This window comes from Chimaeribacter californicus, assembly GCF_002858675.1.
GTDB lineage: Bacteria > Pseudomonadota > Gammaproteobacteria > Enterobacterales > Enterobacteriaceae > Chimaeribacter > Chimaeribacter californicus.
Genome location: NZ_PJZF01000015.1, coordinates 25,551 through 40,287 on the forward strand (window position 1 = coordinate 25,551; position 14,737 = coordinate 40,287).

Annotated in this window: 14 protein-coding genes and 7 tRNA genes; 8 read left to right on the top strand and 13 right to left on the bottom strand. The window is 55.5% G+C overall.

Features of this window, described 5'->3' with window-relative positions; translation table 11 throughout:
- Position 1: 1 nt before the first annotated feature.
- From ptsH to cysZ, 3 genes are all read right to left on the bottom strand, one after another.
- Positions 2-259, bottom strand: a complete 258-nt coding sequence (gene ptsH, locus CYR55_RS15885) for a phosphocarrier protein Hpr (protein WP_072933123.1) — start codon at positions 257-259, stop codon at positions 2-4.
- Between the two features lie 388 nt (positions 260-647).
- Positions 648-1,613, bottom strand: a complete 966-nt coding sequence (gene cysK, locus CYR55_RS15890) for a cysteine synthase A (RefSeq protein WP_101817351.1) — start codon at positions 1,611-1,613, stop codon at positions 648-650.
- Between the two features lie 167 nt (positions 1,614-1,780).
- On the bottom strand, positions 1,781-2,548 hold the full coding sequence (cysZ, locus tag CYR55_RS15895; protein WP_101817352.1) for a sulfate transporter CysZ: 768 nt from the start codon (positions 2,546-2,548) through the stop codon (positions 1,781-1,783).
- Positions 2,549-2,785: 237 nt separating this feature from the next.
- Between cysZ and zipA the strand changes: the two genes are divergently transcribed.
- The 3 genes from zipA (at position 2,786) to CYR55_RS15910 (ending at position 6,150) form a co-directional block, all read left to right on the top strand.
- The gene (gene zipA, locus CYR55_RS15900) at positions 2,786-3,820 is read left to right on the top strand and encodes a cell division protein ZipA (protein ID WP_101817353.1); all 1,035 of its coding nucleotides are present in this window, start codon (positions 2,786-2,788) and stop codon (positions 3,818-3,820) included.
- A gap of 87 nt (positions 3,821-3,907) precedes the next feature.
- Positions 3,908-5,935 carry an NAD-dependent DNA ligase LigA gene (ligA, locus tag CYR55_RS15905; protein ID WP_101817354.1) on the top strand — a complete coding sequence of 676 codons (2,028 nt, stop codon included), beginning with the start codon at positions 3,908-3,910 and terminating at the stop codon, positions 5,933-5,935.
- Complete coding sequence (locus tag CYR55_RS15910) at positions 5,935-6,150, top strand: DUF3820 family protein (RefSeq protein WP_072933189.1); 216 nt, start codon at positions 5,935-5,937, stop codon at positions 6,148-6,150. Before ligA ends, CYR55_RS15910 begins: the two co-directional genes overlap by 1 nt.
- Before the next feature lie 84 nt (positions 6,151-6,234).
- Here CYR55_RS15910 and CYR55_RS15915 read toward each other — a convergent pair whose 3' ends face one another.
- The 6 genes from CYR55_RS15915 to CYR55_RS15940 all read right to left on the bottom strand — a co-directional run bounded on the left by CYR55_RS15915 (position 6,235) and on the right by CYR55_RS15940 (position 7,528).
- Positions 6,235-6,591, bottom strand: a complete 357-nt coding sequence (locus tag CYR55_RS15915) for a FlxA-like family protein (RefSeq protein ID WP_101817355.1) — start codon at positions 6,589-6,591, stop codon at positions 6,235-6,237.
- Positions 6,592-6,830: 239 nt separating this feature from the next.
- Positions 6,831-6,906 (bottom strand) — tRNA-Val (locus CYR55_RS15920).
- Positions 6,907-7,047: 141 nt separating this feature from the next.
- A tRNA-Lys gene (locus tag CYR55_RS15925) sits at positions 7,048-7,123 on the bottom strand.
- Between the two features lie 47 nt (positions 7,124-7,170).
- Positions 7,171-7,246 (bottom strand) — tRNA-Val (locus tag CYR55_RS15930).
- Positions 7,247-7,291: 45 nt separating this feature from the next.
- Positions 7,292-7,367, bottom strand: a tRNA-Val gene (locus CYR55_RS15935).
- 85 nt (positions 7,368-7,452) lie between these two features.
- Positions 7,453-7,528, bottom strand: a tRNA-Val gene (locus CYR55_RS15940).
- 273 nt (positions 7,529-7,801) lie between these two features.
- Between CYR55_RS15940 and gltX the strand changes: the two genes are divergently transcribed.
- Positions 7,802-9,217: a glutamate--tRNA ligase gene (gene gltX, locus CYR55_RS15945; RefSeq protein ID WP_101817356.1), complete on the top strand. Its 1,416-nt coding sequence runs from the start codon at positions 7,802-7,804 to the stop codon at positions 9,215-9,217.
- 85 nt (positions 9,218-9,302) lie between these two features.
- Here gltX and CYR55_RS15950 read toward each other — a convergent pair whose 3' ends face one another.
- Both CYR55_RS15950 and CYR55_RS15955 read right to left on the bottom strand, forming a co-directional pair.
- Entirely contained in the window at positions 9,303-9,677 is a 375-nt protein-coding gene (locus CYR55_RS15950; protein WP_101817357.1) for a YfeC-like transcriptional regulator, read from the bottom strand.
- A gap of 159 nt (positions 9,678-9,836) precedes the next feature.
- The gene (locus CYR55_RS15955; RefSeq protein ID WP_101817358.1) at positions 9,837-10,625 is read right to left on the bottom strand and encodes a formate/nitrite transporter family protein; all 789 of its coding nucleotides are present in this window, start codon (positions 10,623-10,625) and stop codon (positions 9,837-9,839) included.
- A 127-nt stretch (positions 10,626-10,752) separates the two neighbouring features.
- On the opposite strand from CYR55_RS15955, the gene CYR55_RS23600 reads away from it, so the two are divergent.
- The 3 genes from CYR55_RS23600 to CYR55_RS15970 all read left to right on the top strand — a co-directional run bounded on the left by CYR55_RS23600 (position 10,753) and on the right by CYR55_RS15970 (position 11,221).
- A complete protein-coding gene (locus CYR55_RS23600; protein ID WP_165699614.1) occupies positions 10,753-10,941 on the top strand; it encodes a hypothetical protein in 189 nt (62 codons plus the stop codon).
- A 58-nt stretch (positions 10,942-10,999) separates the two neighbouring features.
- A tRNA-Ala gene (locus CYR55_RS15965) sits at positions 11,000-11,075 on the top strand.
- 70 nt (positions 11,076-11,145) lie between these two features.
- Positions 11,146-11,221 (top strand) — tRNA-Ala (locus CYR55_RS15970).
- 197 nt (positions 11,222-11,418) lie between these two features.
- Here the strand turns inward: CYR55_RS15970 and CYR55_RS15975 are convergent.
- On the bottom strand, positions 11,419-12,606 hold the full coding sequence (locus tag CYR55_RS15975) for a NupC/NupG family nucleoside CNT transporter (protein WP_101817359.1): 1,188 nt from the start codon (positions 12,604-12,606) through the stop codon (positions 11,419-11,421).
- Between the two features lie 411 nt (positions 12,607-13,017).
- Here CYR55_RS15975 and CYR55_RS15985 point away from each other — a divergent pair, with 411 nt between their 5' ends.
- Positions 13,018-14,247, top strand: coding sequence for an Nramp family divalent metal transporter (locus CYR55_RS15985; RefSeq protein WP_101817361.1), 1,230 nt, complete (start codon positions 13,018-13,020; stop codon positions 14,245-14,247).
- 72 nt (positions 14,248-14,319) lie between these two features.
- Here CYR55_RS15985 and CYR55_RS15990 read toward each other — a convergent pair whose 3' ends face one another.
- Positions 14,320-14,676 carry a DUF2502 domain-containing protein gene (locus CYR55_RS15990; RefSeq protein ID WP_101817362.1) on the bottom strand — a complete coding sequence of 119 codons (357 nt, stop codon included), beginning with the start codon at positions 14,674-14,676 and terminating at the stop codon, positions 14,320-14,322.
- Positions 14,677-14,737 lie beyond the last annotated feature (61 nt).

Genomic DNA, 14,737 nt, shown 5'->3' on the forward strand with positions numbered 1-14,737 from the left:
TTTATTCGAGCTCAGCCATCAGTTTTACCAGGTGCTCAACTGCGTTCTGCTCGTCTTCGCCTTCAGCAGAGATAGTCACTACGGTGCCTTGGGTCAGACCCAGGGTTTGCAGTTTGAAAAGGCTCTTAGCGCTCGCGCTTTTGCCGTTGGAGGTGACAGTGATGTCAGAGGCAAAACCTTTTGCTTCTTTGACAAATTGTGCAGCAGGGCGAGTGTGCAGGCCATTCGGAGCGGTAATAGTAACTTCTTGCTGGAACATTATGTTTCCCCAACTTATTGGATTAATGTTGTGGAGCTAAAGTTTAGCTTACGCGGCCAACTTTAGCCTGTTTGATAGCGCCTGACGAGGTCAGGGGCAAGCTTTGATGCTACAGGAAACGCAGGGCCGCACGGTAATAAAACCCCGGTGCGGGGCGATTCCAATCCGCGCCCCATTATGCCGTGTTTGTCCGGATTGTAACAAACAGGTAAACCGATTCAGCAACGATGCCAGTTGGGCCCGGATTAATTTTGCGCATCGAAATAATTGCTCGCTTAAATACTAGACCTGGTGGTCAAAAGCAATCTTCAGGTAGTGCAAACTTTGATGCAGCCCACAAAAAAGCACCCCGGAGGGTGCTTTTTTCAACGTTGCCAGGCTTGTGGCACTATTGTTGCAGCTCACTTTCTGTAAACAAATCTGCAAACAATGCCGTGCTCAGGTAGCGCTCACCGGAAGAGGGCAGGATAACCACAATGGTTTTATCGGTAAACCCTGCTTCTTCTGAAAGTTTGACCGCTGCCGCAACCGCCGCCCCGGATGAAATCCCTGCCAGAATGCCTTCTTCATCCATCAGTCGGCGCGCCATGCTGATGGATTCATCGTTGGTGATTTTCGATACGCGATCAAGCAGTTCCAGATCCAGGTTGCCCGGAATAAACCCGGCACCGATGCCCTGAATTTTATGCGGGCCGGGTTTAACTTCTTCGCCCGCCAGCGTCTGGCTTATCACCGGTGAGTCGGTCGGCTCTACCGCCACCAGGGTAATCGCCGGGTTCTTGCTTTTCAGGAAGCGCCCTGCACCGGTAATGGTGCCGCCGGTGCCCACGCCTGCGATCAGCACGTCGACTTCACCGTCAGTGTCTTCCCAGATTTCCGGGCCGGTGGTCTTTTCATGGATGTCCGGGTTAGCCGGGTTGCTGAATTGCTGCAGGATCAGATAGCGCTCCGGGTCAGACGCCTGAATCTCTTCTGCTTTGGCAATCGCCCCTTTCATGCCTTTGGCACCTTCGGTCAGCACCAGATTGGCACCCAGCGCCTTCAGCAATTTGCGGCGCTCCACACTCATGGTTTCCGGCATGGTCAGCGTGAGTTTATAGCCGCGTGCCGCGGCCACATAGGCCAGCGCAATCCCGGTGTTACCGCTGGTGGGCTCTACCAATTCTTTGTCTTTGGTCAGAATGCCTTTCTTTTCCGCATCCCAAATCATGTTGGCGCCAATACGGCATTTGACGCTAAAGCTCGGGTTACGCGATTCGACTTTGGCGAGGATACGCCCATTGCCGATACGGTTAAGACGTACCAGCGGCGTATGGCCGATTGTCAGAGAGTTGTCTTCATAGATCTTGCTCATAACCCGTCCTTTAACTGGTTGAAAATTTTGGGGAACGCCACGAGCATACGCTAACGTTTCCCACAAGGAAGTAAGGAATTGGTATATCTATATGTTATTAGGAAATATGTTTTTGTCACAATAACAAGAGAAAGGCGGGGAGAAAAACTCCCCGGAAAAGGCAGGAATCAACGGCGGATTTCACCGCCCGGGGTGCGGTAACGGTCAACCCACATAGCCGTCGCGCCGCAGACGGCAACGGGCATAATGAACAGGTTAAGCAGCGGGATCATGGTGAACACACTGACCAGCGCGCCGAACTGCAGATTGTCGACTTTATGGCGGCGCAGCGCCCGGCGCATCTCGGCAAAACTGATCTTGTGGTTGTCAAACGGGTAGTCGCAATACTGGATCGCCAGCATCCAAGCGCTGAAGATGAACCACAGCACCGGGGCCACTGTCTGGCCCACACCGGGGATAAAGTAGAGCACCAGCAGCAGCAGGGCACGCGGCAGGTAATACACCAGTTTCAGCCACTCCCGCTTCATGATCCGCGGCAGATCTTTCAGGATGCCCACCAGGCCGCTGTCCGGTAGCGGGGTGCCGGTCAGGTGCCCTTCGAGCTGTTCAGCCAGCAAGCCGTTAAACGGGGCGGCAATCCAGTTGACCACGGTGCTGAACAGGTAACTGAACACCAGCACAATGGAGATAACGGCCAGCGGCCACAGCAGGTAGCTCAGCCACTGTAACCAGTCAGGCACATGGCCCATCAGCGCGGGTATCCAGTTGTCGAGCCGGGTATAGAGCCACCAGAAGGCGGCCCCCATCAGCACGATATTGAGCAGCAGGGGAATAATGATAAAACGTTTGATACCGGGCAGGGAGAGCAGGCGCCATCCCTCGGCCACATAATGGAACCCGTTAGCCCCATCTGGCGCGTGTCGTGGTGCAGGCATGAAAGGAACATCTCAACGTGGAAAATCGGCCCGGCTATCATATCGGGATGATTTTCAGCTGGCTAGGGGCCAATTGCTGGAAAAAACAGCAAAAAAAGGGTGGTCGCTCATGTTTATGCCGGGAAAACAGAGTCAATACTTGCACTTGTGTACGAGGGCAAATAGAGTTACTAGAATGAATGTTTTCCGCGGCAACCAGGCTGCGGTGGCAATGTATAAAAGCAACCAGAGATAGCAATGATGCAGGATTTGCGTCTGATATTAATCGTTGTTGGCGCGATCGCCATAATAGCGTTGTTATTGCATGGTCTGTGGACCAGCCGCAAGGAACGCTCATCCCTTTTCCGCGATCGCCCGGCTAAACGAAGCAAAAAAGAGCGTAACAGTGCCCCGGCCGATGATGAAGTGGACGATGGGGTAGGTGATGTCCGGGTACGCCCTGCGCATCCGCATGACGAACCGGAGTTGGGTGAATTTGATGCCCCGGACGTTCCGCCTGCACGCCGCCCTGTTCCGCCGCAGCCGGCACCGCAACCCCGCGCGCCGGCGCAACCGGCCCCTCAGCCTCAGGCCCGTGCGCCACAACCGCCTGCGCCTGAAGGCGATGATCCTTTGCTGGGTGGTTATTCCGCTGCGGAGCCGGTGACTGCGCCGGTCACGCGTCAGCGTGATGTACAGGAACGCGAACCGGTTCATACGTTTGTGCCGGTAGACGATGACGAGGACGATCTGCCGGCATTTGGTGCTGCCCCGTCGGCCGCTCCTGCTGCTGCGCGGCCTGCACCTGCCCCGGCCGCGCCTGAAAAACCGGCTGAGCCGGTTACACCACCTGCGCCGCCGAAAGAAAAACTGACAGAAACGGTGTTGGTACTGCACGTTGCGGCCCATCAGGGCGGCGTGATCAACGGCGAAGTGCTGTTGCAGAGCGTGTTGCAGGCCGGTTTCCAGTTTGGCCAGATGAACATTTTCCACCGTCATCTGAGCCCGGCCGGCAGTGGCCCGGTGCTGTTCAGCATGGCGAATATGGTGAAACCCGGCTCCTTTAACCCGGACACCATGGCGGACTTCTCCACGCCGGGCGTTACCATGTTTATGATGGTGCCGTGCTATGGTGATGCCAATCAGAACTTTAAATTGCTGCTGCAATCTGCGCAGCGTATTGCGGATGATGTCGGTGGCGTGGTGCTGGACGATGAGCGCCGCATGATGACGCCGCAGAAGCTGGAAACCTATAAAGCCCGCATCCGCGAAGTGCTGGAGGCCACGGCCTGACGGCCCTGAACGGCCTGGGTCAGGCACCGTCCCTTCCTCTCTAAACCCCCGCATGCCGGGGGTTTTTTATCCTCTAATGGTGAGCCAATGGAACCGATCAATCAAAAAATCAATCAGCTGCGGACCTCACTGCGCCATCACGAATACCAGTATCACGTTCTGGATGCCCCTGAAATTCCGGATGCGGAGTATGACCGGCTGATGCGCGAACTGCGCGAGCTTGAAACCGCGCATCCGGAGCTGATTACCGCTGACTCGCCCACCCAGCGGGTCGGGGCGGCCCCGCTGACCGCCTTTGAACAGGTGCGCCACGACGTGCCGATGCTGTCGCTGGATAACGTGTTCGATGAAGACAGCTATCTGGCGTTCAACAAGCGGGTGCAGGACCGGCTGAAAAGCGCGGATACCCTGACGTTTTGCTGTGAACTGAAACTTGATGGCCTGGCCGTCAGCCTGCTGTATGAGGATGGCGAACTGGTACGGGCCGCCACGCGCGGCGACGGCACCACCGGCGAGAACATTACTGCCAATGTGCGCACTATTCGAGCCATTCCACTGCGCCTGACGGGGGAGAACATTCCCCGCCGGGTGGAAGTACGCGGCGAAGTCTTTATGCCGCAAAAAGGGTTTGAAGCGCTGAATGACGAAGCGCGGCGCACCGGCGGCAAGGTCTTCGCTAACCCGCGTAACGCGGCGGCCGGCTCACTGCGGCAGCTTGATCCGCGCATTACCGCCAAACGCCCGCTGACCTTTTTCTGTTACGGCGTCGGGGCACTGGAAGGTGGGGAGCTGCCGCGCAGCCACTGGGCACGCCTGATGCAGTTCCGCGACTGGGGGTTGCCGGTCAGCGATCGCATCCGCTTATGCAACGGCAGTGAAGAGGTACTGGCGTTTTACCGCCATGTAGAGGAAACCCGCGCCACCCTGGGCTTCGACATTGACGGCGTCGTTATCAAAGTCGATTCGCTGGATCTTCAGGAGGCACTGGGCTTTGTGGCCCGCGCCCCGCGCTGGGCCATCGCCTTTAAGTTTCCCGCCCAGGAGCAGATCACGACCGTGCGGGATGTGGAGTTCCAGGTAGGGCGTACCGGCGCGATCACCCCGGTAGCGCGGCTGGAGCCGGTGCTGGTGGCCGGGGCGATGGTCAGTAACGCCACGCTGCACAATGCCGATGAAATAGAACGGCTTGGCCTGCGTATCGGCGATACCGTTATTGTACGCCGCGCCGGGGATGTCATCCCACAGGTGGTGGGTGTGGTCATGAGCGAGCGGCCGGAGCAGGTGCGTGAGGTAACGTTCCCCACTACCTGCCCGGTGTGCGGTTCGGACGTAGAGCGCGTAGAGGGTGAGGCGGTGGCCCGCTGTACCGGCGGCCTGTTCTGCGGCGCGCAGCGCAAAGAATCCCTCAAGCACTTTGTTTCGCGCCGGGCGATGGACGTGGACGGCATGGGCGATAAGATCATCGATCAGCTGGTGGAGAAAGAGTACGTCAAAACCCCGGCCGATCTGTTCCGCCTGACGGCCGGCAAGCTGACCGGGCTGGATCGCATGGGGCCGAAATCTGCGCAGAACCTGGTGAATGCGCTGCAAAAGGCGAAGCAGACCACGCTGGCACGCTTCCTCTATGCGCTCGGTATCCGGGAAGTCGGTGAGGCTACGGCGGCCAACCTGGCGGCGCATTTCGGCTCGGTGGAGGCCCTGAAAGCGGCCGATCTGGACGCGCTGAAAAGCGTGCAGGATGTCGGTGATGTGGTGGCAAAGCATGTGCGTAACTTCCTCGAAGAGACGCATAATCAGCAGGTGATTGATGAATTGCTTGACCCGGCCATCGGTATCCATTGGCCGGAGGTGCAGGTGATTGTGCCTGAAGAGATCAACAGCCCGTTCGCCGGTAAAACCGTGGTGCTGACCGGTTCCCTGACCTTGCTGTCACGCGATGAGGCCAAAGACCGGCTGACGGCGCTGGGTGCCAAAGTCAGCGGCAGTGTCTCGAAGAAAACCGATTTGGTGATCGCCGGTGAAGCGGCCGGGTCGAAGCTGGCGAAAGCGCAGGAACTGGGCATTGAGGTGATTGATGAGGCCGAAATGATCCGCTTGCTGGATGCCTCTGCATGATGGAGAAAGAGGATCTGGTGGCGATTGCCACTACGCCGATGCCGTTTGGTAAATATCAGGGCCGGATGCTGATCGATCTGCCGGAAGAGTATTTGCTGTGGTTTGCCCGCAAAGAGGCCTTTCCGGAAGGCAAGCTGGGCCAGTTGATGCAACTGACGCTGGCGATTCGTATGGAAGGCCTGGAAGGGCTGGTCAGGCCGCTGAAACGCAGCTGAACCGTCATAGAAAGTTATGGCGCCATCGGGCACGGCATTATGCCGTGCCCGATGCGTTTCAGGGCTACCGCCAGAGCAGGGCGGTTAAACGTAGATGTCGATCTGGTTAGTGGCGCTTGGGCGGTTCACCCCTTCAACGCGTGCGTTGCTGGTATCAGCAGATTTAGTCTGTGCAGCCTGCTGCTTTTGTTGAGCCGCTTCCGCCTGTTGCGCTTCCAGGCGGGCAATCTGGGCCTGCAACTGCGCAATCTGGGCTTGCAGCAGATCTTTTTGTTTCTGGATTTCGTCGCTGCTCTCAGAAGAGGTGCTCAAATCCTTGACCTGCTGGGTCAGTTTCTGAACTTGTTTGTTCAGCTGTGCAATTTGCTGGGCCGGATCGCTGGAAGAAGACGCGCTGGTACTTTGGGTTGATGCGGAGCCTGATGCGCTGATAGTCGTCATAATTACCTCATTATTAAGTGATTGCCCGGAACGCGGGCTTATTGGGTATCGGCGACGTACTTCAGCCCTTTATCATCCTTTCGAATTTTTTACACTCTCGTCAGACGAAAGCCAATGAGGCGCAGGCGAGGGGCGAATCAGGCAGGGCATAGAAAATAAAAGGAATAGCGGGAGACAGATTGGGTATCAGGTAAAACAAAGGAGTATTAAACAAGGAGGGTAAAACGAGAGGTGAGAAATGGTGGGCGATGACGGGCTCGAACCGCCGACCCCCTCCGTGTAAAGGAGATGCTCTACCAACTGAGCTAATCGCCCATTTCTCAAACAGGGTACTACGTGTACTTCTTTATTGATGGTGGGTCGTGCAGGATGACTCGGTCTTCGACCTCGCCCTTCGGGCCAACGCGTTGCGTTGTTATCCTTCACGTCCGTACTGCAACGTTATTCTTTAACTGATGGTGGGTCGTGCAGGATTCGAACCTGCGACCAATTGATTAAAAGTCAACTGCTCTACCAACTGAGCTAACGACCCATCAGATACTGCGTATTTTTACTGCTTTAGTGTGTGGCCTGCAGAAGTGGTGGGCGATGACGGGCTCGAACCGCCGACCCCCTCCGTGTAAAGGAGATGCTCTACCAACTGAGCTAATCGCCCACTTCTGAATGCCGTAACTCTTTGTTCAGTAAACTACGTGAAAGATGGTGGGCGATGACGGGCTCGAACCGCCGACCCCCTCCGTGTAAAGGAGATGCTCTACCAACTGAGCTAATCGCCCATCTGTCACTGCTGTTTACTGCTTAAAACTCTTTATCACACTACTCTTTATCACACTGTTTATCACAACAGAGCCACCTGTAAGATGGTGGGCGATGACGGGCTCGAACCGCCGACCCCCTCCGTGTAAAGGAGATGCTCTACCAACTGAGCTAATCGCCCCCGTCGTGATGGAGTCGCATTATAGGGATAGTTCAAAGTGAGTCAACGCTTTTTCCGGAGAAAATAATCGTTCGCCGCAAAAGTAATCAGGATGCAATATTTATCAGCAATGCTGCTGCGATTTTATGCATATCTTTGATGAATGAGCGAAAGGCGGGGGCGTTGAGCGTTGAGGAATCGGGATGGAGTGGTAGAATGTTGCCCACTTTTTGGTTCTTTCCGAGCAAGCTGTGGCCCGCGTCGGCTGCATTGCGTAATAAGGCTGTGTTCCCCATGAAAATCAAAACCCGTTTTGCCCCCAGCCCGACCGGCTACCTGCATGTTGGCGGCGCCCGTACTGCCCTCTACTCCTGGCTGTTTACCCGCCACCTGGGCGGCGAGTTTGTACTGCGTATCGAAGACACCGATCTGGAACGCTCCACCCAGGAGGCCATTGACGCAATCATGGACGGCATGAACTGGCTGAACCTGGATTGGGATGAGGGCCCGTACTTCCAGACCAAACGCTTTGACCGCTATAACGCGGTAATTGACCAGATGCTGGAAAAGGGCACCGCCTACAAATGTTACTGTTCGAAAGAGCGTCTTGAAGCGCTGCGTGAAACCCAGATGGCCAACGGTGAAAAACCGCGTTATGACGGCCGCTGCCGTGACAGCCATGAACATCATGCTGCTGATGAGCCGTGCGTGGTGCGGTTCCGTAACCCGCAGGACGGCTCCGTTATTTTTGATGACAAGATCCGCGGGCCGATTGAGTTCAGCAACCTCGAGCTGGATGACCTGATCATCCGCCGCACCGACGGCTCGCCGACCTACAACTTCTGCGTGGTGATCGATGACTGGGACATGGAAATTACCCACGTCATCCGCGGTGAAGACCATATCAACAACACCCCGCGCCAGATCAACATCCTGAAAGCGCTGGGCGCGCCGGTGCCGGAGTACGCGCACGTCTCCATGATCCTCGGCGATGACGGCAAAAAGCTCTCCAAACGCCACGGTGCGGTTGGGGTCATGCAATACCGGGATGACGGTTACCTGCCGGAAGCCCTGCTGAACTACCTGGTGCGCCTCGGCTGGTCCCACGGCGATCAGGAGATCTTCTCTATTGAAGAGATGAAATCCCTGTTTACCCTGGAAGCGATCAATAAATCTGCCAGTGCGTTCAACACGGAAAAATTGCAGTGGCTGAACCATCACTACATCAACGCGATGCCGCCGGAGTACGTGGCGACACACCTGCTGTGGCACGTGGAGCAATTGGGCATTGATACCCGCAACGGCCCGCAGCTGTTTGAGATCGTGACCCTGCTGGGCGAGCGCTGCAAAACGCTGAAAGAGATGGCCGAAGCCTGCCGCTACTTCTACGAAGATTTCAGCGAGTTTGATGCGGACGCTGCGAAAAAACACCTGCGCCCGGTCGCCCGCCAGCCGCTGGAAGCGGTAAAAGCAAAACTGGCCGCGCTGACCGAGTGGACGCCAGCCAGCGTGCATGACGCGATCCAGGGCACGGCGGATGAGCTGGGTGTCGGTATGGGCAAAGTTGGTATGCCGCTGCGTGTGGCCGTGACCGGTGCCGGCCAGTCGCCGGGCATGGATGTCACGGTGCATGCCATTGGTCAGCGCCGTACCCTGGCGCGTATCGATCAGGCTTTGGCTTATATTGCGGAGCGCGAAGCGCAGCAATAAGCTCTCTTCAGAAACAGCAAGGCCGGTAAGGAGACTTACCGGCCTTTTTTATGGGCGTTGTTCCGCTGAAAAACAGCGGCAGCGGTTACTCCTGCGGCATGTCATCGGACAGATCGTCCAGCCCCAGCTTTTTCATCATTCCGGTGATGCCTTCACGTAAGATGAATTGAGTAATCAGATGCTTTTCACGGCGGTTGAGGCGGGCAAACGTCGCGATCCAGATGTCCCGCGGCTGGGAAGAGGACGCAAGGTAAGGCGCAGGATCTTCCTGTGCTGAGCGGCTTTGGGCGAGAAAAGAGGCTACGCTTGCCAAAGCAAACTCATGGGCCCGGCCACCTTGTACACCGGGGCGGCGGCGTTTTTTCCAGTTCTCTTTGGCGGCCCGCTGATTAATGCTTTGCTCGGTATAGCCGGTCTTCTGTGCCAGCTCTTTTGGGGTGATCCATTCGTCGTTCATCATGCTTCCCTGATGAGGTGAAATTAACGGTTATCGTAAGTAGGTTATTTTACATGATTCACTAACAGGATTGATGGGATTGAAAAAAGGCGCGATCTGGATCACAAGAAAACTGCCCGCAGGTGCGGGCAGTGAAGGGGAGGGGTGCAAGAGGGGGAAAGATCAGCTCTGAAGCTGTTTGATCTCGGCACCAGGGCGGTAAGCCAGGAAGTAGATCAGGCCAACAAACCCTGCACCGCCCACGGCGTTGCCCAGGAATACCGCCACGAAGTTCGGGAAGTAATCTGCCCAGCTCATCGCGCCGGCAAAAATAGCCGCCGGGATAATGAACATATTCGCCACAACGTGCTGGAAGCCGATGGCCACAAACGCCATCACCGGGAACCACATGCCAATCACCTTCCCGCCCATCTCTTTACTGGCGAAGGAGAGCCACACTGCCAGGCAGACCAGCCAGTTACAGCCGATGCCGGAGATAAACGCGTGCAGGAAGTCAGCATTCACTTTCGCCTGCGCAATAGAGACGGTTTTCGCCAGGAATGCCCCTTCCGTCATGCCGAGCATATGGCCGAAGAAGTAGGCTACCGCCAGGCTGCCCAGCAGGTTGGCAATTGTTACCCAGAACCAGTTACGCAGAATGGCCAGCCCGCTGATCTGGCGTGAGAACCAGGCAATCGGCATCGTCATCATGTTACCGGTCAGCAACTCACCCCCGGCCAGCACGGTCAGAATTAACCCGACCGGGAACACGGCTGCCCCCAGCAGGCCGCCAAAGGAGCCCCACTGCGGCGGCAAGGTACCGATAACGTGCAGATCAAGCAGGAAACCGGTCGCAATAAAGGCCCCGGCCATAAAGCCCAGAATAAGCAGATTCAGGATGGAGGCACGGCTTTTCACCACACCCGCCTGAACGGCAAGTAAGGCAATTTCTTTTGGTGTGTGCAATGACATGTGTAACCCGGATGTAAAAGTTATGATAAAGGCGCGGGAAGTCTAGTATGAGAATTATCTCAAAACAAGCGGGTTTGCTACCCTTGCTAACATTTTTTTAAACTGCCTCTAACTTCATGATCTTAATATGTTGCAATATGTGCGGTTGCCTTTTGTCTGGCGCATCAACAGCCAGCCAGCGCGGCAGCCGGGCATTGCCACAGACGGCAACCGCAGCGCATTCAGGACACCGCTTTTCTGGCGAGGCGATCGTCCCCCCGGTATGACGTTGGCTGCTTTTTCAACGCTTGAATTAATTATGATATTTAGCCGTTGACAGGATCTGGTGGGTTTCATATTATGCGCCCCGTCCACACGACATGTTGTGTTGATACGGGGCTATAGCTCAGCTGGGAGAGCGCTTGCATGGCATGCAAGAGGTCGACGGTTCGATCCCGTCTAGCTCCACCAACTTTCTTCCCAGAAAAGTTGGTTAAGGACGTTCACACCCGTCCTGAAAATCCTGTGTGACCACATCTGTGGGGCTATAGCTCAGCTGGGAGAGCGCTTGCATGGCATGCAAGAGGTCGACGGTTCGATCCCGTCTAGCTCCACCAAATTTAAGAAACCGGCTCAGGCCGGTTTTTTGCTATCTGTATTTCTCATTTCTGTATTTTCACATTCCCGGTCTTTTCTGTACCTCCCCTGTGAGTCTCTGCCTTCGCAGCTGCTCCCTGCGTTATTTACTGCGCTGACGGCCAGATTGCGGGCATTAAAAAAGGCGCCGCAGCGCCTTTTTAGCAGAGAAATAGCCTTAGCCCAGTACCAGGCCCGCGATAGACGCAGAAAGCACGCTCACCAGCGTAGAGCCGTAGAGCAGCTTCAGGCCGAAGCGGGACACCACATTACCCTGATGCTCATTCAGCCCTTTGATCGCACCAGCCACAATCCCGATAGAGGAGAAGTTGGCAAAGGAGACCAGGAACACCGACAGGATGCCCTCAGAACGTGGGGAGAGGGTAGCGGCAATCTTCTGCAGATCCATCATAGCGACGAACTCATTAGAGACCATCTTGGTCGCCATGATGCTGCCGACCTGCAATGCTTCATTGGAAGGCACGCCCATTACCCAGGCAAACGGATAGAAGACATAGCCCAGCAGCTCCTGGAAGCTATGGCCGAACAGGGTGCTGAACAGGGCATTGATGGCGGAAATCAGCGCGATAAAACCGATCAGCATCGCTGCCACAATAATCGCAACTTTAAAGCCGGCCAGAATATATTCACCCAGCATCTCAAAGAAGCTCTGCCCTTTGTGCAGCTCACCGAGCTGCAGATCCTGCTCGCCTTCCACTTTGTACGGGTTAATCAGCGACAGCACAATAAAGGTACTGAACATGTTCAGCACCAGCGCTGCCACCACATACTTTGGCTCCAGCATGGTCATGTACGCGCCGACGATCGACATCGACACCGTGGACATCGCGGTCGCGGCCATGGTGTACATGCGCTTTTCAGACATTTTGCCGAGAATATCTTTATAGGCAATAAAGTTTTCAGACTGACCCAGGATCAGGGAGCTGACGGCGTTAAACGACTCCAGTTTACCCATGCCGTTGATTTTGGAGAGCACGGTACCAATCCAGCGGATCACGATTGGCAGCACGCGGATGTGTTGCAGAATACCAATCAGGGCAGAAATGAAGACGATCGGGCAGAGCACTTTCAGGAAGAAGAAGGCGAGGCCCTTGTCGCCCATGCCACCGAAAACAAAATCGGTGCCCTGAGCGGCAAAACCAAGCAACTTATCAAAGAAGTTAGCGAAACCCTGAATGAATCCTAAACCAATTTCTGAATTCAGGAAGAAGTAGGCAAGCAGGACTTCAAGAACGAGTAACTGTGCGATAAAACGTAAGCGGATGTTCTTGCGATCGCGGCTGGCGAGCATAGCCAGAACAGCGACCACAGCCAACGCTAACACAAAGTGCAGTATTCGGGACATGTGTGCTCCAAATTTGAGGCAGGCAATATTTCGGGGGTCATTTTATGTAACGGCGACATTAAAAACGAGACATCCATTGCAAATATAAAAATTCATGCCCATGAAATCAATCAATTCGCGCATTTCGCCATGAAATATCAAGATGTTAAGAAATTCATGTGTCAGGTGAATATCTATGCTAGTTTTATTAATTGCGGTAATACGCGCTGAATTTTGCCGGATTGACTGATTTTACATCGGTAAAACCTTCAAAAAGCAGGGGACTCTATGGCGGCAACTCCTCTGGCACATCTTCCTTTATCGCTGTGGCCTATCATAGAAATAAGCACAAGCACCAGGGATGCGCTTGATAACGATTCTCATTTACCTGAAGATGACAGGTAAGCACACAATGATTAAGGGTTACACGCTATGCTGAACAGTCGCGCTGATGGTACCAGCCGCACGTCCAGAAAAATTAAACTTTCTTTGATGGGGCCGGCCTTTATCGCCGCGATTGGCTATATCGATCCGGGTAACTTTGCCACCAACATTCAGGCAGGAGCCTCGTTCGGTTATAAATTACTCTGGGTGGTGGTCTGGGCCAACCTGATGGCCATGCTGATTCAGCTGCTTTCTGCCAAGCTCGGCATCGCAACCGGCAAAAACCTGGCAGAACATATCCGCGACCGTTTCCCACGCCCGGCAGTCTGGGCCTATTGGGTGCAGGCGGAAATCATCGCCATGGCGACCGACCTGGCTGAATTTATCGGCGCGGCGATCGGCTTCAAGCTGTTGCTCGGCGTTTCGCTGTTGCAGGGCGCGGTACTTACCGGCATCGCGACTTTCATCATTCTGGCCATTCAGCGCCGCGGCCAGAAACCGCTGGAGTGGGTAATTGGCGGGCTGTTGCTGTTCGTGGCTGCCGCTTACATTGTAGAGCTGTTCTTCTCACAACCTAAAATGGGCGAGCTGGTGAAGGGCATGGCGCTGCCGTCTTTGCCGGGGGCTGAAGCCGTTTATCTGGCTGCCGGGGTGCTGGGTGCCACGATTATGCCGCACGTCATTTACCTGCACTCCTCGCTGACCCAGCGTTCCGGTTCCAGTTCCAAATCTGACCGCTACTCCTCCACCAAGCTGGATGTAGCCATCGCCATGACGATTGCCGGGTTTGTTAACCTGGCGATGATGGCCACCGCGGCCGCTGCGTTCCACTTCAGCGGGCACAGCGGCATCAGTGAATTGGATCAGGCCTACCTGACGCTGGAGCCGCTGCTCGGCCATGCGGCTGCCACCATCTTCGGCCTGAGCCTGGTGGCCGCCGGCCTCTCCTCAACAGTCGTGGGTACGCTGGCAGGGCAGGTGGTGATGCAGGGCTTTGTGCGCTTTTATATCCCGCTCTGGGTACGCCGCGTGGTAACCATGCTGCCGTCATTTATTGTGATTATCGCCGGAATGGACGCCACTAAAATTCTGGTGATGAGCCAGGTGCTGCTGAGTTTTGGTATTGCGCTGGCTCTGCTGCCGTTGCTCTCTTTTACCGGTAACCGGGAACTAATGGGTGACATGACCAACACGCCGCTGATGCAGAATCTGGGTCGGATCATTGTGCTGGTGGTGATTGGCCTGAACGGGTATCTGCTGGTCAGCATGATCATGTAACATGCCGGTGAAAAAAGAGAGGCAGGCCAATTGGCCTGCCTTTTTTATTGCTGTGTGTTCTTATTCTGTTAACTAGCGCCAGTCACGGCCATGGTGACTATCCCGGCCGCCGCGCTCATAACCCCGTTCATAGCCACGCTCAAAGCCGCGCTCGTAACCCCGGCGGCGGTCATGCCCATAGGCATGTCCATGCGGCGGCCCATAAAAACGCGGGCCATAGTGGCGGTAAGGGCGATGATGGTTGCGTTCCCACCAGCCGCGGTCACGCCAGCGGCCGCCGTCCCAGTAGTTGCCGTGGCGGTCGCGATCACCGATAGAAAGCGAGAAGCCGGGCATCCGTACGCTCAGATTATCTGCCTTGGCAGGTAATACTGCGGGTAACAAGGTAATGAAAAGTGCGCTCAGCAAAAGTGTTTTTAGTTTAACCATTCTTATTATCCTCCGGACCACCTCAGTGGGTGTCATAGATATACGACCAATCACTGTTAAT

Excerpts from the sequence above, each read along its gene's own strand:
- ptsH (WP_072933123.1), bottom strand. The coding sequence starts at position 259 with ATGTTCCAGCAAGAAGTTACTATTACCGCTCCGAATGGCCTGCACACT.
- cysZ (WP_101817352.1), bottom strand. The coding sequence starts at position 2,548 with ATGCCTGCACCACGACACGCGCCAGATGGGGCTAACGGGTTCCATTAT.
- CYR55_RS15915 (WP_101817355.1), bottom strand. The coding sequence starts at position 6,591 with ATGACGACTATCAGCGCATCAGGCTCCGCATCAACCCAAAGTACCAGC.
- CYR55_RS15975 (WP_101817359.1), bottom strand. The coding sequence starts at position 12,606 with ATGTCCCGAATACTGCACTTTGTGTTAGCGTTGGCTGTGGTCGCTGTT.
- zipA (WP_101817353.1), top strand. The coding sequence starts at position 2,786 with ATGATGCAGGATTTGCGTCTGATATTAATCGTTGTTGGCGCGATCGCC.
- CYR55_RS15910 (WP_072933189.1), top strand. The coding sequence starts at position 5,935 with ATGGAGAAAGAGGATCTGGTGGCGATTGCCACTACGCCGATGCCGTTT.
- gltX (WP_101817356.1), top strand. The coding sequence starts at position 7,802 with ATGAAAATCAAAACCCGTTTTGCCCCCAGCCCGACCGGCTACCTGCAT.
- cysK (WP_101817351.1), bottom strand. The coding sequence starts at position 1,613 with ATGAGCAAGATCTATGAAGACAACTCTCTGACAATCGGCCATACGCCG.
- CYR55_RS15955 (WP_101817358.1), bottom strand. The coding sequence starts at position 10,625 with ATGTCATTGCACACACCAAAAGAAATTGCCTTACTTGCCGTTCAGGCG.
- CYR55_RS15950 (WP_101817357.1), bottom strand. The coding sequence starts at position 9,677 with ATGATGAACGACGAATGGATCACCCCAAAAGAGCTGGCACAGAAGACC.
- ligA (WP_101817354.1), top strand. The coding sequence starts at position 3,908 with ATGGAACCGATCAATCAAAAAATCAATCAGCTGCGGACCTCACTGCGC.
- CYR55_RS23600 (WP_165699614.1), top strand. The coding sequence starts at position 10,753 with ATGTTGCAATATGTGCGGTTGCCTTTTGTCTGGCGCATCAACAGCCAG.
- CYR55_RS15990 (WP_101817362.1), bottom strand. The coding sequence starts at position 14,676 with ATGGTTAAACTAAAAACACTTTTGCTGAGCGCACTTTTCATTACCTTG.
- CYR55_RS15985 (WP_101817361.1), top strand. The coding sequence starts at position 13,018 with ATGCTGAACAGTCGCGCTGATGGTACCAGCCGCACGTCCAGAAAAATT.